Source organism: Castellaniella sp. (genome assembly GCF_034674885.1).
Lineage (GTDB): Bacteria > Pseudomonadota > Gammaproteobacteria > Burkholderiales > Burkholderiaceae_B > Castellaniella.
Map to the genome: position 1 here is coordinate 44,362 of NZ_JAUCDS010000003.1, position 19,060 is coordinate 63,421.

A 19,060-nucleotide genomic window follows, 5' to 3' on the forward strand; every position below is an offset into this window, starting at 1 on the left:
CCAATAGTCAGATTGCGAAAAATCTGGTAAAAACCCTGATGGATTTTTAAAGATTTTTGATGTCTGGATTGTGCGTTGCAGCAAACTGTGTCGCAGTTCCGGCGTTCCCCGTTTTGATCGCATGATATGACAAGTTTGCTTGATCCGCTGCAGTTGGGCGATGTGCTGCTGCGTAACCGCATCGTCATGGCGCCATCCGCAGGCATCCGACCCGCCCAGGGGCGCGTGCCCAGCGATGCCTTGCGGGCATATTATGCCCAGCGGGCCTCGGCCGGCTTGATCGTCACCGAGGCTGCGTCGGTTTCTCCCCTGGGAGTAGGCTACCCGGACATGCCCGGCATCTGGAATTCGGCTCAGGTCCAGGGGTGGCGAAGCGTGACCGAGGCCGTGCACGCGCGGGGCGGTCGCATTTTCCTGCGTCTGTGGCATGCGGGCCGGGTGTCCGACCCCGAATTCCTGTCTGGCGAAATGCCGGTCGCTCCCAGTGCCATCCCCTGCCGCAAGGCAGGCGCCAGCGGTCTGATGGATGCCTCTTGCTATGTCGTGCCGCGCTGCCTGCACCCCAATGAGATCCGCCGGATCGTGGCCGATTTCGATCAGGCTGCCCGCTATGCCCGGCTGGCCGAGTTCGACGGGGTGGAGATCCACGCGGGCGATGGTTATCTGATCGACCAATTTCTGCACGACGGTTCGAATTGCCGCCAGGACGAATATGGCGGCTCGGTCGGCAACCGCAGCCGGTTCCTGCTGGAAATAATCGATGCCTGCATCGGCGTCTGGAGCGCCGGGCGCATCGGCGTGCATCTGTCTCCCCGGGGTGATCGACATGACATGCGGGATTCCGACCCGGTCGCCCTGTACCGGCACGTGGCCCGCGAACTGGGCAATCGGCGCCTGGCCTTCATCTGCGTGCGCGAATATCCCGGGACCGATGCGCTGACGCCGGTGATTCGCCGGGCCTTTGGCGGGGCCCTGATCCTGAACGAAGGCTACGACCTGGGCCTGGCGCAGCAGGCAGTTGAAACACGGGAAGGCGATGCCGTGGCCTTTGGCCGGGCCTTTGTGTCGAATCCCGATCTGGTGCAGCGCCTGGCCGATGGCATTGCGCTGCGGCCCTGCACGGAAGCCGTCCCGGCCGCCTGAGGGCCTGGCGTGCTGTCCACAGGGACAGCACCATGCCCAGACTCATCCCGCTAGACGGGCCTTGGCCTGAGCGGACACGGCGGCCATGTCGGCGCGGCCGGCCAGAGCGGTCTTCAGTTGGCCCATGACGGCGCCCATGGCCGCGCCCCCTTGCAGACCCTTGGCCTGGACTTGCGAAACGGCCGCCTCGATGGCTGCGGCGATTTCCTCGGGGCTGGCGCCCTGGGGCAGGAACTCCTTCAGGATGTCGAGTTCCGCGCTTTCCTGTTTCGCGCTGTCGGTGCGGCCGGCGGACTCGAAGGCGGCAATCGATTCCCGACGCTGCTTGGCCTGTTTTTCGATGATGGCGATGATCGCCGCATCATCGGGCTCGACGCGCTCGTCCACAGCCTTTTGCTTGATGGCCGCCTGCAAGAGGCGCAAGGTCCCCAGGCGCAGGCTGTCATGCGCCCGCATGGCGGATTTGACGGCGTCGGCAATCTGACTGGCAAGGCCGGTACTCATGGGAAATGTCCTGTAAAGAGGGAAAAGGGGTATTTTAGGCCCAGGCTCAGGCCCGGGTCGCGCAGCGTGGTGGCGTTTCTAGGCGCAGGGCCGCCAGTCGTGGCGCTCGGTGGGCTGTCCTGCGGCATCGTAGCTCTGCTCGCTGAACAGCGCCGCTCCGTCGGCGCGGATGGCGATCAGGGTGGAACACCGCGTGCCGTAGTCCGGGCTGATGATGAAGGGGCTGCTTAGCAGTTGCTCCATGGCGTGCGGCAGGCCGGTGTCGGGCAGTTCGGTCGCGTGCGCAGCCGTGGTGTCGTGCAGCAGATCGAAAACCTGATCAGGGTCCTGTGTCCAGCGCTCGGGGGGCAGGGCGTCCAGTGCTTCGCGCAAGCGTCTGGCCTTGGGCCAGGGGGTGTCCAGCAGATGATTGGACAGCACGTAACGGCCGGGCACCAGGGCGCGGGAGCGCCCCGATGGGTCGCGATTGCCCAGGTAGCAGACCTGCCGCGCGTCGCCCGCAATCAGGTTGAAGCCGGCCCAGTCCGATGCATGAGCTGCGACGGCCTGACTATAATCGGCGGCAGAATCCGACCCCAGCAGGTAGTCGCGCACCAGCGTGCCACGCGAAGGCGCGCCGGGCGGCGTCGGGCGGCCGGGTTCCCGGTAGTTGGTCAGCAGTGCAAAACGGCCGCCGGCGGCCCAACCCAGCCAGGTGCCGCCTGCGCTCAGGTCCTGCCCGGCAATCACGTCGGGGCGCCCCGGCCAGGGGCCGGCCGCCTTGGCAGGGCGGGCGTGGAATTCGTCCCGGTTGGCAGCGATCAGAACGGGCCAGCCCGGATGGCCCAACGAAAGGTAAGCGATGCACATGACGCACAATATACTCGTCCGCCTGCTGCTCCTGGGGATGGCAGTCGCGTCTCCCGGCCTGGCGGCATCGGCGGATCGGGCCTGGACCCGCGATGCCGTCAGCCAGGGGCTGCAGGCAGTGGGCCGGGCCGTGACCGTGTCTTTTCAGCCTGGCAAGATCGACGCCCCGCTGCCGGCGGGCGCTCGGATCACGCGGGTCTATGCCTCGCGCAGCTACGACAGTCCCGCCCAGGTCGCCACCGAACTGTGCTGGGGATCGACGCAGGGGCCTTGCGTACCCCTGCAGGGATCGCATCTGAATACCCGCGCGTTCGACGGGCGGCCCGCGCAGGGCCCGCTGCTGCTGGTGCACCGCGTCCTCGCCTGGGGGCCCGCCAGTCCGCCGCTGTTCGTGCGCGGAACGGTAACAGTCTGGTATGCCGTGGGGCCGCATTGATCTGAATATCCGGATACCTCGGGTTATACTGCTAGGCTTACTTACTTTGAAGGCCTGCGTCCGGGGATTGGGCGCGGCAGCCGGCACGCCGGTTTTGATACGGGGCATCATGGAAAAAAACAGCTACAGTTACGAAGAATTGCTGGCGTGCGGGCGCGGAGAACTCTTTGGCCCGGGCAATGCCCAACTGCCGCTGCCGCCCATGTTGATGTGTGACCGCATCGTGCATATCGACGACCACGGCGGTTCGCACGGCAAAGGTGAAATCATCGCCGAACTCGATATCCGTCCTGATCTCTGGTTTTTCGGCTGCCACTTCCAGGGCGATCCGGTCATGCCGGGCTGCCTGGGGCTGGACGCCATGTGGCAGCTGGTGGGATTCTTCCTGGGTTGCTGCGGTGGCCAGGGGCGCGGTCGTGCCCTGGGGGTGGGCGAGGTCAAGTTCACCGGCCAGGTCCTGCCGACGGCGCACAAAGTACGCTATCACATCGACATGAAACGCGTCATGATGCGCAAACTCGTCATGGGGATCGCCGACGCGCGCATGGAAGTCGATGGCCACGAAATCTACGTGGCCCATGATCTGCGGGTGGGGCTCTTCACCCGCACGGACAATTTCTAGGAGGCTCGATTATGCGTCGTGTGGTCGTCACCGGCATGGGCATCGTATCCAGCCTGGGCAATAACCAGTCCGAAGTCCTCGACAGCCTGCGCGCAGGCCGTTCCGGCATCACGTACCAACCCGAATACGCCGCTCAGGGGCTGCGGTCTCACGTGGCGGGTTCGGTGCATCTGGACGCGCTCGACAAGATCGATCGCAAGCTCGGTCGTTTCATGGCCGATGGTCACGCCTATGCCTGGCTGGCCATGCAGGAGGCCATCCAGGACGCCGGTCTGACGCCCGAACAGGTCTCCAATCCGCGCACCGGCCTGATCGTCGGCGCCGGCGGCGCCTCGCATTCCGCCATCAACGATGGCATCCAGACCCTGCACGAAAAAGGCGTGCGCCGCGTGGGGCCCTACATGGTCACCAAGGCCATGGCCAGCGGCGTATCGGCCTGCCTGGCGACGGGCGCCCAGATCAAAGGCGTGAACTATTCGATCAGTTCGGCGTGCTCCACCAGCGCGCATTGCATCGGCAATGCCGTGGAACAGATCCAGCTGGGCAAACAGGACATCGTATTTGCCGGTGGCGCAGAGGAAGAACACTGGTCGCTGTCCTTCATGTTCGATGCCATGGGCGCCTTGTCCACACGCTACAACGACACGCCCGAGCGTGCCTCGCGCACTTATGATGCGGATCGCGACGGTTTCGTGATTTCCGGTGGCGGCGGCATCCTGGTGGTCGAGGAATACGAACACGCCAAGGCCCGTGGCGCTGCCATCCTGGCCGAAATCGTCGGTTACGGCGCGACCTCCGATGGCTACGACATGGTGGCACCGTCTGGCGAAGGCGCGGAACGTTGCATGCGCCAGGCCCTGGCAGGCGTGCAGGGCCGGGTCGACTACATCAATACCCACGGCACCAGCACGCCGGTGGGCGACGTCAAGGAACTGGAAGCCATTCGCGCTGTATTCGGCGCTGACCAGCCCTGGATCGCTTCGACCAAATCCCTGTCGGGCCATGCCCTGGGCGCCGCTGGCGTGAACGAGGCCGTCTACACCCTGCTGATGATGAAGCACGGCTTCGTCGCGGCGTCGGCGAACATCGACACGCTGGACCCTGCAGCCGAAGGCATGAACATCCTGCGTGAAACCGTGGCTCGGGCCGACATCCAGACTGCCCTGTCCAACAGCTTCGGCTTTGGTGGCACCAATGCCACTCTGGTGTTCTCTCGCGCCGGGCTGTAAGCGTTCAGTATCCGGGGCGCGGCCCCATAGGAAAAAAGGCCTGTGATTGCACATCACAGGCCTTTTTGCATGAGACCGCAGGGGGGGTTCAGCCAGCGGCGCTGGCCGCAGCAGGATCGTCCGTGACCGTGTGGGCCCGCACCAGCGCATTGCGTCCGGCATGCCATCCCGCCAGGGCGGTCGCCAATCCCAGGGCGCCGATCAGTCCGGTAGCCGCCTGGAAATCTCCGGTCCAGGCGTACAGGACACCGATCAGGAGCGGCCCGCTGGCAGCCAGGATATAGCCCGTAGTCTGGGCCATGCTGGACAAATGGGCCGCGACGTGCGCATCGCGCGAGCGCAGCACGATCAGCATCAGGGCCAGTGCGAACAGCCCCCCTTGGCCAATGCCCTGGGCGACCGCCAGCGGCCAGACCGCCCAGGCAGGGCCGAGCACCATGCCGATCAGGGCCAGCGTGGCCGTGGCGGCCAGCCAGACAGCCAGGCCCCGCTGGTCGCGGCCGCGCGCGGCCAGCATAGGCGCGAGCAGGCAGGACACCACCTGCAGCAGGATGGATACCGAAGTGATCAGGCCCGATTCAGTGCCGCTCAGGCCCCGGCCGCGCAGCATGGGGGCCATCCAGCCCAGCACGCAATAGGCCAGGGCGGATTGCAAGCCCATGAACAGTGTCACGGCCCAGGCCAGGCGATCACGGCGCAGGCCTCGGACCGGCAGGATGTGGCGGCTGGCGCCAGCCTGGCGAGTGCCTGCTCGCCAGGCGACGGGCGCCCAGGCCAGCAGGGCCAGCAAGGCAGGGATGGCCCAGATGGCCAGCCCACCCGCCCAGCCCCCCGGCAAATGGTGGGCCAGCGGCAGCGTGCCGGCTGCCGCCAGGGCTGCGCCGCCTACCAGGCTCATGGTGTAGAGTCCGGTCATCAGGGCGACACGGTCCGAAAAGTCCCGCTTCACCAGGCTGGGCAGCAATACGTTACCCAGGGCGATGCCGGCCCCGCCCAGGGCTGTGCCCAGGAACAGGCCGGTTGTGTCCAGCACGCCGCGTAGCGCGGTGCCGACTGTGATCATCAGCAGCACCAGCAGCAGCGTGCGCTCCACGCCAATGCGCTGCGCGCAACGCGGGGCCAACGGCGCGAACAGACCCATGCAGAGCACCGGCAGCGTCGTCAGATAGCCGGCTGCAGCGGCCGACAGCCCCAGGCCCAGCCGGATGTCGGGCAGCAGCACGGCGGTGCTGGGGAACAGCGGGCGCAGATTGGCGGCCAGCAACAGCAGGCTGGCTGCCACCAGCCAGCGTCCTATCGCGGAAGATCGGGCGCTCATGCGGGGCGGCGCCGCATGTCGGGCAGGAAGAAGGCGGCAAAGCCCAACAGGGGCAGGAAGGCGCACAGGTGGTAGACGAACGCGATGCTGGTGGCATCGGCGAGTTTGCCCAGCACGGCGGCGCCGATGCCGGCCATGCCGAAGGCCAGGCCAAAGAACAGGCCTGACACGGTGCCGGTCTTGCCGGGCATGAGTTCCTGGGCATAGACGACGATGGCCGGGAAGGCGGATGCGATCATCACCCCCGCGCAGAACACCAGGATCAGTGTCCAGTGCAGGTTCACGTACGGCAGGGCCAGGGAAAAGGGCGCCGTGCCCAGGATGGAGCCCCAGATCACGCGTTTTCTGCCGATGCGATCGCCCACGGGGCCGCCGACCAGGGTGCCGGTGGCCACGCCGGCCAGGAATATGAACAGGGAATACTGGGCCTGCTGGATGTTCAGATCGAAGCGGTCGATCAGGAAGAATGTGAAGTAGCTGTTCAGGCCCGCCAGATAGAAATACTTGCTGAAGATCAGCAGCATCAGGATGGTCAGCGCCTTGCGCACCTGGGTGCTGGACAGGCCGTTATCGGTCTTGTCCAGGGACGCGCGCCCCCGGCTGCTGGTGAGATTGGCGGCATACCAGCGGCTGACGCCCAGCAGGATGCAGATGCCCAACAGGGCAGCCAGGGATACCCAGGCCACGCTGCCCTGGCCGTGCGGGACGATCAGCAGGGCTGCCAGCAGCGGGCCGATGGACGATCCGATGTTGCCACCGACCTGAAAGATGGATTGGGCCAGGCCGTGATGCCCGGCCGATGCCATCCGGGCCACGCGCGAGGATTCCGGGTGGAAGACCGACGAACCCGCCCCCACCAGCGTGGCCGCCAGCACCACCAGCGGGAAGCTCCAGGCCTGCGACAGCAGCAGCAGGCCGCAGCAGGTGAAGCCCATGCCGATCGGCAGGGAATACGGCAAGGGACGGCGATCTGTGAAGCGTCCGATCAGGGGCTGCAGCAGGGATGAGGAAAACTGGAACGCCAGGGTAATGAAACCGACCTGCACGAAGCTGAGGTCGAAGCGCCCCTGCAGCACCGGATAGATGGCCAGCAGCACCGACTGCATCATGTCATTGAGCAGGTGGGTCAGGCTGATGGCGCCCAGTACCGGAAAGGCAACCCCCGGCTTGGCAGCCGGGGGGGCGGGGCGAATCAGGGGGGCGGGGGCCAGTGTGTTTTTCATGGGGAATCCGGACAGAAGCGCGCCCGCTTGATTGTACGCTCGGATTTGTGGCGCAGCGGGCGCATGCAAAATGCCCACATGATTCCCTGGGCGCACCCGACGGCTGGCGGGAACGACTGGCCGTTTGTAGAATCGTGATGACTGGCACGAGCGTGTGGGGTGCATATGCATATTCCAGATGGCTATCTGAGTCCGCTGACGTGCGTTGTGGGTTATGCAGCCGTCATGCCGTTCTGGTGGCTGGCTCTCAGGCAAGTCAGGCGGCGCCTGACGACGCGGCTGGTGCCGACCATGGCGGTATTCACCGCGTTTTCCTTCGTCGTCATGATGTTCAATCTGCCCATTCCGGGCGGCACGACGGCGCATGCCATTGGCATCGGCATTGCGACCATCGTGCTGGGGCCCTGGGCGGCCATGCTGGCAGTTTCGATGGCGCTGTTGATCCAGGCTCTGTTTTTTGGCGATGGCGGCATCACCACGTTCGCCTTCAACAGCCTCAATATGGCCGTCATCGGGGCCGGTGTCGCCTGGGCCACGTACCGGCTGGGCACGCGCGGGGCGGCCTCTCGTACGCGCCAGATCGTGGCTGCTGGTTTGGCAGGCTACCTGGCCATCAATGCAGCCGGTATGGCGACGGCCCTTGAACTGGGCCTGCAGCCCATGCTGTTCCACACGGCCGACGGCACGCCGCTGTACGCGCCTTATCCGCTGCATGTATCCATTCCCGCCATGGCCGTTGCCCATCTGACGCTGGCCGGCGCCGCTGAACTGGTGGCCACGGCCGGCATCCTGGCGTGGTTGCAGAAATCGAACCCCGAATGGCTGGAGCTCGGCCCGCAGGCGCCAGGCCGCGTCACTTTGCGCCGGCTGTGGCTGGGCCTTGCCGTCATGATGGTCCTGACCCCGCTGGGCCTGTTGGCCACCGCCACCGCCTGGGGCGAATGGGCCCCCCAGGATTTTGCAACTGATCACGCCATGATCACGGCACAATCGCTGAACCACGCCGCCCCGGCGGTTGCGCCAGCCGGCATGGCACGGCTGGCCACGGTCTGGACTTCGCCGATACCGGACTACGCGCCTGCCTTCATGCACGGCCATGCCTTTGGCTACCTGCTGTCGGCCTGCGTCGGCACCGGCCTGATCATTCTCCTGTGGCTGCTGCTGGCTGTCTTGCTGCGGCGATCGGGTCGGTCTTCACGTGACTGATGCTCCTGTCAGCGCTGACCAGCGACGGCGCAGCTGGCTGGAACGATCCACCGAAGGCCTGCTGGCCGCCATGGAGCATGCCCGGCGCGCCGATCGGTCGGCAGCGCGACAGGGATTGCTGCAGGGGCTCGATGCGCGCATCAAGCTGCTGGCACTGACGCTCATCATGCTGGCGGCACTCGTCATGCATCGCTTGTTGCCGATCTATGCGCTGCTGGGGCTGACGGTGCTGCTGGCCGTCGCTTCGCGCCTGAGCGTGCGCCGGACGCTGCTGCGCATCTGGCTCGGCGTTTGCCTGTTTACAGGTGTCATCGCCTTGCCAGCCCTGGTGCTGGTGCCCGGCGAGACGCTCTGGGCTCTGCCTTTCGGACACCTGGCCATCACCCGGCAGGGCGTGTCCAGCGCGGCGTTCGTGATGGGGCGCGCGCTTGCCGCCAGCAGCTGCATGGGTCTGTTGGTGATGACCACGCCCTGGCCGCTGATCCTGAAGGCCCTGCGCAGCCTGCGCATGCCCGTCGTGGCCGTGATGATGCTGGGCATGGCCTACCGCTACCTGTTCCTGTTGCTGCAGGGCGCCCAGGAACTCTTCCTGGCGCGACGCAGCCGCCAACTGGCGCGGCTGGACAGGCGCCAGGCGCGGCATGCGTTGATCTTGGCCATGGCCGTGCTCTTCGAACGCAGCGCGTGGCTCAGCAACGAGGTCCACCTGGCCATGCTGGCGCGCGGCTATCGCGGAGATGACCGCATGCTGGTGGATTTCCGCGCCCGGCCGCGCGACTGGCTGGCGCTGTTGGCCGCAACCGCAATCTTTCTTGCTGCTTTTTACTGGGGGCGATGACATGTCCATAGCCGATCTTTTTGCGCTTCAGGGTGTGCATTACGGCTATCGCGGCGTTGCCGCGCTGGACGGCATCAGCCTGAGCATTCCGGCTGGCAGTCGCAGCGTGCTGCTGGGCGCCAACGGTTCGGGAAAATCGACGCTGCTGCGCGTGCTGGCTGCGCTGTACTTTGCCCAGCGCGGGGAGGCGAGGGCGTTTGGCCAGCTGCTGACGGCCGAGGCCTTTGCCGACGATGCGCAGGCCCTGGTCTTCCGGCGTCGCGTCGGCCTGGTATTTCAGAACGCGGAAGTGCAGTTGTTCAACCCCACCGTGTTCGACGAACTGGCATTCGGGCCGCTGCAGCTGGGTTGGGAAAAGCAGCGGGTACGCGAGGCCGTCGAGCATGCCTTGCAGGACATGGAACTCGAACATCTGCGCGACCGCTCGCCGCACCGCCTGTCAGGCGGCGAGCAAAAGCGCGTCGCGCTGGCCTCGGTGCTGGTCACCGATCCGGACGTGCTGTTGCTGGACGAACCCCTGAGCGGGCTCGACCCGAAAAGCCAGAGCCAGATCATCGACCTGCTGGTTGGCTGGCGTGGCAGTGGCAAGACCGTGATCACCGCCACGCATGACCTGGGGCTGATCACCGATATCGCCGACGAGGCCTATGTGCTGCATCAAGGCACGCTTCTGGCCCGCGGGGCCCCGGCCGACATCCTGGCGGACATGGCGCTGCTGAGGCGCGCCCGGCTCGTACATGCCCATCGTCATGTTCACGCCGACGGCAGCGTGCATTCGCACCCGCATCTCCATGGCCACGGCCACCCGCATGCGCAGGCGGGTGGCGCGGATCGCGACTGAGCCATCCCGTTCGATTCCGCTGTATAACATGAGAAATCGCTCTGAACGAGCTGGGGCGCCGGCGCGCACTAAGGAGAAAAGCGTGTTTCTGAGTCGACATGAACAGGAAAAGCTGATGATCTACATGGCCGGCAAGCTGGCGCTGGAGCGCAAGGAACGCGGCCTGAAGCTCAACCTGCCTGAAGCAACTGCATTCATCACGGCCTACCTCCTGGAAGGCGCGCGCGCCGGGCAGAGCGTGGCCGACCTGATGGAGGCCGGTCGCCACGTGCTCTCGCGCGAGGACGTCATGGAAGGCGTGCCCGAAATGCTGGCGCAAGTGCAGGTCGAGGCCACCTTTCCCGATGGCACGAAGCTGGTTACCGTGACGGAGCCCCTGCAATGAGCACCCACGACGAACCCCCGAACGACGAACCCCCGAACGACGATACCCCGATCGGCGAAAATCCGTTCGAGAACCCGGATCTTGGCCCGGGCGGCGATCGACACCCTGCGCAGCATCAGGCCGACGATCCGGGCAAGGACTACCCGCTGCCCGATCCGGACGCGGAAAGCCATCCTTCTTCTGGCGTGAGCGGCCCGTCCACGCCGCGCCAACCCGGTACCGGCGCGCGCCAGCCGCCCAGGCGCGAGAGCGAAGAACCGCTCACCCGACACGATCCGATCATTCCGGGCGAGATTCTGTACGGCCCCGAAGATCTGCAGATCAACGCCGGCAAGGCGGTGACGACGATGCGCGTGGTCAATGCCGGCGATCGACCCATTCAGGTCGGTTCGCACTTTCATTTCGCGGAAGTCAATGCGGCGCTCGAATTCAACCGCAAGGCGGCCTGGGGCAAGCACCTGAACATTCTTTCCGGCGGCTCCGTGCGCTTCGAACCCGGAGCCGACATCGAGGTCCAACTGGTGCCCATCACGGGCGAACGCGTCGTCCGCGGCCTGCGCGGTCTGTGCAAGGGGAATCTGGATGCCTGAAGTCTCACGCGCGGAATATGTCGCCTCGTATGGTCCGACTGCGGGAGACCGCATTCGCCTGGCCGATACCAATCTGGTCATCGAGGTGGAAAAAGACCTGTGTTTCGGCGGTGACGAAATCGTCTTCGGCGGCGGGAAATCGGCGCGTGAATCGATGGGCCAGTCGCACCGGCCGCGCTCGGCCGGCACGCCGGATCTGGTCATCACCGGCGCCATCATCCTCGACCATTGGGGCATCATCAAGGCCGACGTCGGTGTGCGCGACGGGAAATTCGTCGCCATCGGCAAGGCCGGCAATCCGGAAACCATGGACGGTGTGCATCCGGATCTGGTGATCGGTCCGTCGACCGAGGTCATGTCCGGCAACGGCCTCATCATGACGCCGGGTGCCATCGATTCGCACGTGCACTTCCTGGGCCCGGACATGTTCGAAACCGCGCTGCAGACCGGCACCACCACCGTCATCGGCGGAGGTTCGGGGCCGGCGGAAGGTTCCAAGGCCACGCTGGCCACGCCAGGCGCCTGGTGGCTGGCGCGTATGCTCGAGGGCATGGAACCCTGGCCGATCAACGTGCTGTTCCTGGGGCGTGGCAATTCCATGGAGAGGGAATCCCTCTGGGAACAACTGCGCGCCGGCGCAGCCGGTTTCAAAGTCCACGAAGACTGGGGTGCTACCCCGGCCGTCATCGACATGGCCCTGACGGTGGCCGAGGAATCAGGCACCCAGGTCGCGATCCACTCCGATACGCTGAACGAGGCGGGCTTTGTCGAAGATCTGCTGAAGGCCGTAGGGGGGCGCTGTTTCCACGCCTACCACACCGAAGGGGCGGGCGGCGGCCACGCGCCCGACATCATCCGGATCGCCGGCGAATCCTACGTGCTGCCGGCGTCCACCAACCCGACCCGGCCCTTCACCCGCAATACGGTGGACGAGCACCTGGACATGGTCATGGTGGCCCACCACCTGAATCCCAGGGTACCCAACGACCTGGCCTTTGCCGAGAGCCGCATCCGGGCCGGCACCATTGCCGCCGAGGATGTGCTGCAGGACATGGGTGCGCTGTCGATCATGTCATCGGATGCCCGCGCCATGGGCCGCATCGGCGAAGTCGTCATGCGGACCTGGCAGACTGCGCATCGCATGAAGGAAGTCCGGGGCAGCCTGCCCGGCGACGACCGGGCAGACAATCACCGCGCCCGCCGCTACGTGGCCAAATATTCGATCTGTCCGGCGGTCACGCACGGTATAGACCGCTACGTGGGTTCCATCGCGGTCGGCAAGATGGCCGATTTCGTGCTCTGGCAGCCTTCGCTGTTCGGCATTCGTCCCGCCGCAGTGTTCAAGGGCGGCATGGCGGCCATCGCCGCCCTGGGCGACCCGAATGCATCCATCCCGACGCCGCAGCCAGTGCTGGAACGATTGGGCTTCAATTACGCCTCGCGCGCCACGGCGTCGACCGCTGTGGCCTTTGTTGCGCAGGCGGCCATCGACGACGGTTTGCAGGACAGGCTCGACATCAAGCGCCGCCTGGTGCCGATCGACAATTGCCGCGACCGGCGCAAGCGCGACCTGCCGGAAAACACGGCCTTGCCGAAGATCGAGGTCGACCCCGACACCTATGCGGTGCGCGTGGATGGCAAACTCATCGACCACGAGCCCGCCGGTACGGTGCCGATGGGGCAGCGCTACTTCCTGTTCTAGATTCCGGGCAGCGACATGGACACGATCGGCAGCCACGAACACATCGCCACGCAGGCCTTGCCGGCGCTGTTGCAGCTGGCCGACGGCCGGTTTCCCACCGGCGCGCATTCGCATTCGGGTGGCTTCGAGGCGGCAGCGAAATACCAGGGTGTAGACGATATGGCATCGCTGGAACATTTTCTGCAAGGCCGGCTGCATTCGATCGGCTGGGTCGCGGCCTGTTTCACGGCAACGGCCTGTGCGCACTTCGCGCGGCGCCTGAGCGACTGCGCGGCCTGGCCTCAGCCGGGTCTGCCGGCATTCGTTCAGCCCCTGGACGAGGAATTCTCGGCGCGCACCCCGTCGCCGACGCTGCAGGCTGTCTCTCGGAGACTGGGCCGTCAGTTGCTGCGCGCCGGCGCGCATGTCTGGCCCGATCCCTTGCTGACCGGCCTGGAGCAGCTGCCGCAGGGCCTGCACCAGCCGCTGGCGCTGGGGGCGGTGGCGGCAGTCACGCATCAGCAGCCGGTGCACGCCGCGCTCGTGTCGCTGACCGAAAATCTGAATGGCCCGGCGATTGCCGCTGTGCGGCTGCTGGGGCTGGATGCCTTCCAGGTCAATGCGCTCATTGCGCGGCTGGGCCGCGATGTGGTGATGCCATTGGCGCACCAGGCCGCACGCCACGATCACGACGATTTTGCCGCACTACCCTCGACGGCGGGGTATTTGCTTGATATCACGGCCGAATTCCACGCCACGTGGAACTCACGACTGTTTGCCAGCTGATTTCCGGCTCAAGGAGAGTCTCATGAACGACACCGCACACGACCACGACCACGACCACCATCATGGTCATGACCACCATCATGATCACGACCATGGTCATCAGCACGGGCATACACATCATCATCACAACGACCACGAGCACGCCTACTGGCTCGAACACAGCCAGGAAGGCGCCAACACGATCGTCGCCAATCCCTCGCACATCCACTACGACGAACATGCCCCGCTGGGCACAGGGGCAGGTGCCTTGCGCATCGGCATCGCAGGCCCCGTGGGGGCCGGGAAGACGGCCGCCGTGGCGGCGCTGGCCCGGGCATTGGCCAAGGAACTGGATCTCGCCGTCATCACCAACGACATCTACACCACCGAAGACGCCGATTTCCTGCTCAGGAACGGTGTCGTCAGCAAGGACCGCATCATCGCCGTGGAAACCGGCGGCTGCCCGCACACGGCGATTCGCGACGACATCTCGACCAATCTGCAGGCCGTCGAGGAACTGGAAATCAAGTTTCCAACGCTTGACCTCATCCTGATCGAGAGCGGTGGCGACAACCTGACGGCCACCTTCAGCCGTGGCCTGGTGCATCAGCAGATTTTCATCATCGACGTGGCGGGCGGCGACAAAGTGCCGCGCAAGGGGGGGCCGGGGACCGCCACCTCGGATCTGTTGGTGATCAACAAGACCGATCTTGCACCCTACGTGGGCGCCGATCTGAGCGTCATGGAGCGCGATGCCCGCGCCAAGCGCGGGGATCTGCCGTTCATCTTCACATCCCTGCGTGAACAGACCGGCATCGGTCCGCTGATCGATTGGGTGCGGGCCAAGGTCGCCGCGCGCCGGCATTCGGCGAGCCGCGCGGCCTGATGCAGTCACATGCATGGCTCAGCGTCCGTGCGCGGGCGCTGAGTGACGGCAGGCGCCGCAGCTTCGTCGAAAAAATCCACTCCCACCAGGCGCTGGTGATGCGCACTACGACCGAGGCCGCTTCGGCCTGGGCGGCGCCGTGGGATCTTCAGGGGGCCGCTGCCGTGCGCCTGGTGGCCGGGGCCGCCGGTCCGGTGGGGGGGGACAACTGGCGCTGGGATATCGACGTAGGCCCCGAGGCCGCCCTGTTGCTGGGGGCGGCCGGCGGGACGCTGGTGCTGCCCGGCCCGCGAGGCGAGGCATCCAGCAGCACCGTGAATGTGCGCGTGGCCGGTGGCGGTACGCTCATCTGGGAACCCGGGGTGCAGATTGCCGCTGCCGGATGCCGGCACCAGGGGTTCATCCACGTGATGCTGGAACCCGGCGCACGCCTGTATCTGCGCGATGATGTGGTGCTTGGACGCCATGGGGAAAGTCCGGGCGACTACCGGCAGCGCCTGCGCATCACGATGGGGGGCAGGGCGCTGTACGATCAGACCCTGGCCGTGGGCGGTGCCGCGACGGGCTGGGCCGGCGCGGCCGTCATGGGAGGCTACCGAACCCTGGGCTCTCGGGTGCTCATCGATCCGGGCCAGGAGCTTATCCGCCGCCGCGGCCCGTTCGCCGACGACGCCATTCCTCAGACGGCAGTGATGCCGCTGGGCGAGCAGGGCGTCGTCATCAGCGGCGTGGATCTCACCTTGGTCGATCTGTCGCACAAGCTCGACCGCGCGTTTGTCCGCTGCCTCGAACCGCAGCCGGCAGCGGCGACATCCGCCAGGCCCTATCTGGTCGGCCATCGGGGTGCTCAGCTTGTTTAAAGCTTGAACCGTCATAATGTTCGGTTCCCCTGGTTTTCAGCTGGTCCCGCCATTTGATGTCCGAACCGTCCCTTCCCGCCACCGATTCTCCCTTGCCCCGCATCCAGGAACGGAGCCCCTCCGGTGGCCTGCCTCTGGCGCCGGATCTGGCTCCCAGTCTGGTGCAGGCACGCATGCCGCGCGACGTGACGCGCATGGATTGGCGGCTGTTGCGCATGATCGCGGTGTCCGTCGGCCTGGGGTTCGTCGCGGCGCTGGTGGCCTGGGGCTTGATGAAACTGATCGGCCTGATCACGAACCTGAGCTTCTACGGCACCTGGTCCACGGATTTTTCGTCTCCGGCAGGCGCCGTCCCGCATCTGGGGGCCTGGGTGATCCTGGTGCCGGTCGCCGGCGGCCTGGTAGCCGGCTTCATGGCGCGCTGGGGATCCAAGGCCATCCGGGGCCACGGCATCCCGGAGGCCATGGAACAGGTCCTATTGAACGAGTCCCGGATTCCGACACGCATCACCTGGCTCAAGCCGCTGTCCTCGGCCGTGGTGATCGGGACCGGAGGCCCTTTCGGCGCCGAGGGTCCCATCATCGCCACCGGTGGCGCTCTGGGATCCTTGATCGGCCAGCTGATGAAAGTCACCGCCAGCGAGCGCAAGGTCCTGCTGGCCGCAGGGGCGGCAGCCGGCATGGCGGCGGTGTTCGCCGCGCCGATCTCCGCCGTGGCGCTGGCGGTCGAACTCCTGCTCTTCGAGCTGCGCGGCCGGTCCCTGATCCCGGTAGCGCTGGCCTGTGTCACGGCCACCGGCATGCGCGATCTGCTGATGGGCTCCACCCCCGTGTTTCTGATGGATACCGTGACAACGCCGGGCGGCGGCGCCTTGGTGGCCTACGTGCTGATGGGCGCCCTGATCGGGATCCTGAGCGTGGCGGTCACGCATCTGGTCTATGCCATCGAGGACGGGTTCGAGCGCCTGCCGGTGCACTGGATGTGGTGGCCGGCGCTGGGCGCCGTGGTGGTGGGGCTGGTGGGCTGGGCGGCGCCACTGACGCTGGGCGTCGGTTACACCAACATCGAGGACATCCTCAACGGCCGCTTGGCCATGGGGGCGCTGGCCTGGCTGTGCCTGATGAAATTCCTGTCCTGGTCGATCTGCCTGGGCAGCGGGACTTCAGGCGGCACGCTGGCGCCGCTGTTCACGATTGGCGGATCGCTGGGTGCGATCTTTGGTCTGCTGCTGGCGCACGCCATGCCCTGGCTGGGGGTGGATCCGCGCATCGCCGCGCTGATCGGCATGGCGGCGCTGTTCGCGGGTGCCTCGCGCGCCTTGCTGACGACGGTGATCTTCGCGCTGGAGACGACCGGTCAGCCCGCCGGCCTGCTGCCTTTGCTGGGAGCCTGCACGGCCGCCTACCTGATGTCGGCGCTGATGATGCGCAATACCATCATGACGGAAAAGATCGCCCGGCGTGGTGTGCGAGTGCCGTCGGAATACAAGGCGGACTACCTGGAACAGATTCTGGTGGGGGCGGCCTGCGCGCGCGATCTGGTCACGCTGCGGGCGGAGCAGACCATCGGCGAGATCCGGCAGTGGATCGCCCTGGGCAGCATCGAGGCCCAGCATCAGGGCTATCCGGTGCTGGACGCCCGGGATCAGCCGCTGGGTGTGCTGACCCGGCGGGCTTTTTTTGATGCGCAATGGTCGGATCAGGCGCGGTTGGGGGACCTGATCGTGCGCCCGCCCATCGTCATCTCGCCAGCCCTTACGCTGAGGCAGGCGGCCGATCACATGGCGATCGAAAACGTGGGTCGGCTGCTGGTGGTGGATCCCGCCGATCCATCCCGGCTGCTGGGCATGCTGACCCGCGGCGATGTGATCGCCGCGCATACGCGGCGCATCCGGGAGAACGGACGACTGCGTCGCCAGATCAGCCTGCGCACCTGGCGGCACGTGCGGGCGCGGCGCAGACGCGCCCGCAGTACTTCATGATTCGCGGGCGACTGCAAGCCCGCCCATCTGCTGTGCAGATTGGCTTGCCGGTCTGGCCTCCAGCGAGGCCAGGAACCGCCAGACGAACAGCAGGGTGATCAGCAGCAGGCCCGGATAGCCCAGCCCGGCCAGGACATAGGGAATGGTGGGGTCGCCGGCCGCTACAGTATCCAGATTGAAGCTGAGCAGCCCCAGTGTGATGATGGCGCCGAAGATCCACATGCCCATGAGCCATAGGCTGGCCTCGGTGCCTTTGAGAGCCGAGCGCCAGCCGGTGCGAGGTGCGGAAATCTGCCGGAAGGGCAGGTCGGCAGCTGCGGGCGCGCGCTGGCGCAGGCCCAGCGTCAGCAGGTCGTAGACCAGCAACCCGGCGCCGACTGCGAACACCAGGCCGAATAGCGGAATCAGGACTTTGAAGAACTGCATGGCCGGAAAAACCTGGCCGCCGAACCAGCTCAGGCCCATGGAACGATACAGGAAGACCTGGATTGTCCCGCCGATGGCAAAGGCGAAGGCGATGCCCAGCATGCCGGTGAGCACCAGCCAGAAGGCGACCCGACCCAGGCGCTGGTCGAAGGTCCGGACGCCGCGCAGCAGCGGCACGGCATAGTAGGCTGCGGCAATGCCCAGCATGCCGAAGGTGCCGAACATGGCCAGGTGGGCGTGGCTGGGCGTCACCCAGGTGCCGTGCGACCAGACATTGGTCAGTGCGAAAGTCATGGTGAAGCCCAGGATGCCTGCACCTACCTGTTCCAGCACGACAGACCCCAGGATGAAATAGAAGGCTGGCGAGTTTTCCAGCGGCTTGCCGTCCTGGTGCGCATCCAGATAAATATGCCAGAAGCAGAACACCAACGGTAGCGGTTCCAGGGCGCTGAACAGCGAGCCCCAGAACTGCCAGAAGGCAGGGGTGCCGATCCAGAAATAGTGGTGTGCATTGCCGATCAGGCCTGATAGCCAGACCATGGCGACCCCCCAGAACACGGCATAGCCCACCGCCTTGACGTTGGCCTTGAACATCAGCACCAGCAGAAAGCCCACCAGGCTGATGTGGATGACTTCCCAGACGCCTTCGACCCAGTAGTGGACCACGTACCAGCGGAAATATTCCTGCAGGTCCAGTCGCTCGATGAAAAATACCCCGAACAGCCAGACGAAGGTCAGGGCCGTGACGCCGATGGCCAGCCCCCAGTGAATCTCGTTCCATTCGCGGCGCGGCGGAAAGGTGCGTATCAGCACCCAGGCCAGGATCGCAAAACCGATGAAGATGACGACGTCGGCCGCGCGACCGGCCTCCAGGTACTCCAGGCCTTCCTGCAGCCAGGGCTGCCCCAGCCACCATCCGGCGATCCCGTCGGCTGCCAGTCCTTGGGTCAGCACGTTCCAGATCGTAATGACGAGCAGGGCATAGAACAGGAACCGGATGAGCCAGGGGGCGGCCAGTTCCCGGTGAGACAGCAGTGGGCCGATGAAGAGCATCGTGCCGATGAACCCCGACAGAATCCAGAGAATGCCCAGGTTGGTGTGTTCCGCCCTGAGAATATTGAAGTTGGCGGTGCCGGCCAGCAACGTCGGATCGACGTGCTGGACGGCGATCAGCAGGCCAAACAGCATCTGGAACAGGAAGAGCACCAGCATCAGCAGGAAGAAGCGCAGGCTGAGCCGCTGCGTTGTGTATTCGATCTTGATCATGATGGCTTCC

Annotated in this window: 19 protein-coding genes; 14 read left to right on the top strand and 5 right to left on the bottom strand. The window is 65.8% G+C overall.

Annotated features, from left to right (window positions below):
- Positions 1-126 precede the first annotated feature (126 nt).
- On the top strand, positions 127-1,143 hold the full coding sequence (locus tag VDP74_RS03295) for an alkene reductase (protein WP_322998197.1): 1,017 nt from the start codon (positions 127-129) through the stop codon (positions 1,141-1,143).
- A 42-nt stretch (positions 1,144-1,185) separates the two neighbouring features.
- On the opposite strand, the gene VDP74_RS03300 is transcribed toward VDP74_RS03295, so the two are convergent.
- Both VDP74_RS03300 and VDP74_RS03305 read right to left on the bottom strand, forming a co-directional pair.
- Entirely contained in the window at positions 1,186-1,647 is a 462-nt protein-coding gene (locus VDP74_RS03300) for a GatB/YqeY domain-containing protein (RefSeq protein WP_322998198.1), read from the bottom strand.
- Between the two features lie 78 nt (positions 1,648-1,725).
- Positions 1,726-2,496, bottom strand: a complete 771-nt coding sequence (locus tag VDP74_RS03305) for an NRDE family protein (protein WP_322998199.1) — start codon at positions 2,494-2,496, stop codon at positions 1,726-1,728.
- Here VDP74_RS03305 and VDP74_RS03310 point away from each other — a divergent pair.
- The 3 genes from VDP74_RS03310 (at position 2,495) to fabB (ending at position 4,783) form a co-directional block, all read left to right on the top strand.
- The gene (locus VDP74_RS03310) at positions 2,495-2,932 is read left to right on the top strand and encodes a flagellar protein FlhE (RefSeq protein WP_322998200.1); all 438 of its coding nucleotides are present in this window, start codon (positions 2,495-2,497) and stop codon (positions 2,930-2,932) included. The two genes, VDP74_RS03305 and VDP74_RS03310, sit on opposite strands and share 2 nt — an antisense overlap.
- Before the next feature lie 109 nt (positions 2,933-3,041).
- Complete coding sequence (gene fabA / locus VDP74_RS03315; protein WP_322998201.1) at positions 3,042-3,554, top strand: 3-hydroxyacyl-[acyl-carrier-protein] dehydratase FabA; 513 nt, start codon at positions 3,042-3,044, stop codon at positions 3,552-3,554.
- 11 nt (positions 3,555-3,565) lie between these two features.
- A complete protein-coding gene (fabB, locus tag VDP74_RS03320; RefSeq protein WP_322998202.1) occupies positions 3,566-4,783 on the top strand; it encodes a beta-ketoacyl-ACP synthase I in 1,218 nt (405 codons plus the stop codon).
- An 88-nt stretch (positions 4,784-4,871) separates the two neighbouring features.
- Here fabB and VDP74_RS03325 read toward each other — a convergent pair whose 3' ends face one another.
- Together VDP74_RS03325 and VDP74_RS03330 are read right to left on the bottom strand one after the other, a co-directional pair.
- The gene (locus VDP74_RS03325; protein WP_322998203.1) at positions 4,872-6,101 is read right to left on the bottom strand and encodes an MFS transporter; all 1,230 of its coding nucleotides are present in this window, start codon (positions 6,099-6,101) and stop codon (positions 4,872-4,874) included.
- Positions 6,098-7,324, bottom strand: a complete 1,227-nt coding sequence (locus tag VDP74_RS03330; RefSeq protein WP_322998204.1) for an MFS transporter — start codon at positions 7,322-7,324, stop codon at positions 6,098-6,100. Before VDP74_RS03330 ends, VDP74_RS03325 begins: the two co-directional genes overlap by 4 nt.
- Before the next feature lie 165 nt (positions 7,325-7,489).
- On the opposite strand from VDP74_RS03330, the gene cbiM reads away from it, so the two are divergent.
- From cbiM to VDP74_RS03380, 10 genes are all read left to right on the top strand, one after another.
- Entirely contained in the window at positions 7,490-8,530 is a 1,041-nt protein-coding gene (gene cbiM / locus VDP74_RS03335) for a cobalt transporter CbiM (RefSeq protein ID WP_322998205.1), read from the top strand.
- Positions 8,523-9,368 (top strand): cobalt ECF transporter T component CbiQ, encoded by an 846-nt coding sequence (cbiQ, locus tag VDP74_RS03340; RefSeq protein ID WP_322998206.1) that lies wholly within the window; start codon positions 8,523-8,525, stop codon positions 9,366-9,368. The genes cbiM and cbiQ overlap by 8 nt, the downstream gene beginning before the upstream one ends.
- A gap of 1 nt (position 9,369) precedes the next feature.
- Complete coding sequence (locus VDP74_RS03345) at positions 9,370-10,209, top strand: ABC transporter ATP-binding protein (protein ID WP_322998207.1); 840 nt, start codon at positions 9,370-9,372, stop codon at positions 10,207-10,209.
- Between the two features lie 82 nt (positions 10,210-10,291).
- Positions 10,292-10,594: an urease subunit gamma gene (ureA, locus tag VDP74_RS03350; RefSeq protein ID WP_322998208.1), complete on the top strand. Its 303-nt coding sequence runs from the start codon at positions 10,292-10,294 to the stop codon at positions 10,592-10,594.
- A gap of 278 nt (positions 10,595-10,872) precedes the next feature.
- Positions 10,873-11,184 carry an urease subunit beta gene (locus VDP74_RS15300; RefSeq protein ID WP_416232922.1) on the top strand — a complete coding sequence of 104 codons (312 nt, stop codon included), beginning with the start codon at positions 10,873-10,875 and terminating at the stop codon, positions 11,182-11,184.
- A complete protein-coding gene (locus VDP74_RS03360) occupies positions 11,177-12,886 on the top strand; it encodes an urease subunit alpha (RefSeq protein WP_322998210.1) in 1,710 nt (569 codons plus the stop codon). Before VDP74_RS15300 ends, VDP74_RS03360 begins: the two co-directional genes overlap by 8 nt.
- A 15-nt stretch (positions 12,887-12,901) precedes the next feature.
- A complete protein-coding gene (locus VDP74_RS03365) occupies positions 12,902-13,651 on the top strand; it encodes an urease accessory protein UreF (protein ID WP_322998211.1) in 750 nt (249 codons plus the stop codon).
- Positions 13,652-13,673: 22 nt separating this feature from the next.
- Complete coding sequence (gene ureG, locus VDP74_RS03370; protein WP_322998212.1) at positions 13,674-14,516, top strand: urease accessory protein UreG; 843 nt, start codon at positions 13,674-13,676, stop codon at positions 14,514-14,516.
- Positions 14,516-15,376, top strand: coding sequence for an urease accessory protein UreD (locus VDP74_RS03375; protein ID WP_322998213.1), 861 nt, complete (start codon positions 14,516-14,518; stop codon positions 15,374-15,376). The genes ureG and VDP74_RS03375 overlap by 1 nt, the downstream gene beginning before the upstream one ends.
- 56 nt (positions 15,377-15,432) lie before the next feature.
- Positions 15,433-17,358 (top strand): chloride channel protein, encoded by a 1,926-nt coding sequence (locus VDP74_RS03380; RefSeq protein ID WP_322998214.1) that lies wholly within the window; start codon positions 15,433-15,435, stop codon positions 17,356-17,358.
- Here the strand turns inward: VDP74_RS03380 and VDP74_RS03385 are convergent.
- Complete coding sequence (locus tag VDP74_RS03385) at positions 17,353-19,050, bottom strand: cbb3-type cytochrome c oxidase subunit I (protein ID WP_322998215.1); 1,698 nt, start codon at positions 19,048-19,050, stop codon at positions 17,353-17,355. The two genes, VDP74_RS03380 and VDP74_RS03385, sit on opposite strands and share 6 nt — an antisense overlap.
- Between the last annotated feature and the right edge of the window lie 10 nt (positions 19,051-19,060).

Coding starts and splice junctions, on each gene's coding strand:
- VDP74_RS03295 (WP_322998197.1), top strand. CDS start 127: ATGACAAGTTTGCTTGATCCGCTGCAGTTGGGCGATGTGCTGCTGCGT.
- VDP74_RS03300 (WP_322998198.1), bottom strand. CDS start 1,647: ATGAGTACCGGCCTTGCCAGTCAGATTGCCGACGCCGTCAAATCCGCC.
- VDP74_RS03310 (WP_322998200.1), top strand. CDS start 2,495: ATGACGCACAATATACTCGTCCGCCTGCTGCTCCTGGGGATGGCAGTC.
- VDP74_RS03305 (WP_322998199.1), bottom strand. CDS start 2,496: ATGTGCATCGCTTACCTTTCGTTGGGCCATCCGGGCTGGCCCGTTCTG.
- fabA (WP_322998201.1), top strand. CDS start 3,042: ATGGAAAAAAACAGCTACAGTTACGAAGAATTGCTGGCGTGCGGGCGC.
- fabB (WP_322998202.1), top strand. CDS start 3,566: ATGCGTCGTGTGGTCGTCACCGGCATGGGCATCGTATCCAGCCTGGGC.
- VDP74_RS03325 (WP_322998203.1), bottom strand. CDS start 6,101: ATGAGCGCCCGATCTTCCGCGATAGGACGCTGGCTGGTGGCAGCCAGC.
- VDP74_RS03330 (WP_322998204.1), bottom strand. CDS start 7,324: ATGAAAAACACACTGGCCCCCGCCCCCCTGATTCGCCCCGCCCCCCCG.
- cbiM (WP_322998205.1), top strand. CDS start 7,490: ATGCATATTCCAGATGGCTATCTGAGTCCGCTGACGTGCGTTGTGGGT.
- VDP74_RS03345 (WP_322998207.1), top strand. CDS start 9,370: ATGTCCATAGCCGATCTTTTTGCGCTTCAGGGTGTGCATTACGGCTAT.
- VDP74_RS03360 (WP_322998210.1), top strand. CDS start 11,177: ATGCCTGAAGTCTCACGCGCGGAATATGTCGCCTCGTATGGTCCGACT.
- VDP74_RS03365 (WP_322998211.1), top strand. CDS start 12,902: ATGGACACGATCGGCAGCCACGAACACATCGCCACGCAGGCCTTGCCG.
- ureG (WP_322998212.1), top strand. CDS start 13,674: ATGAACGACACCGCACACGACCACGACCACGACCACCATCATGGTCAT.
- VDP74_RS03375 (WP_322998213.1), top strand. CDS start 14,516: ATGCAGTCACATGCATGGCTCAGCGTCCGTGCGCGGGCGCTGAGTGAC.
- VDP74_RS03380 (WP_322998214.1), top strand. CDS start 15,433: ATGTCCGAACCGTCCCTTCCCGCCACCGATTCTCCCTTGCCCCGCATC.
- VDP74_RS03385 (WP_322998215.1), bottom strand. CDS start 19,050: ATGATCAAGATCGAATACACAACGCAGCGGCTCAGCCTGCGCTTCTTC.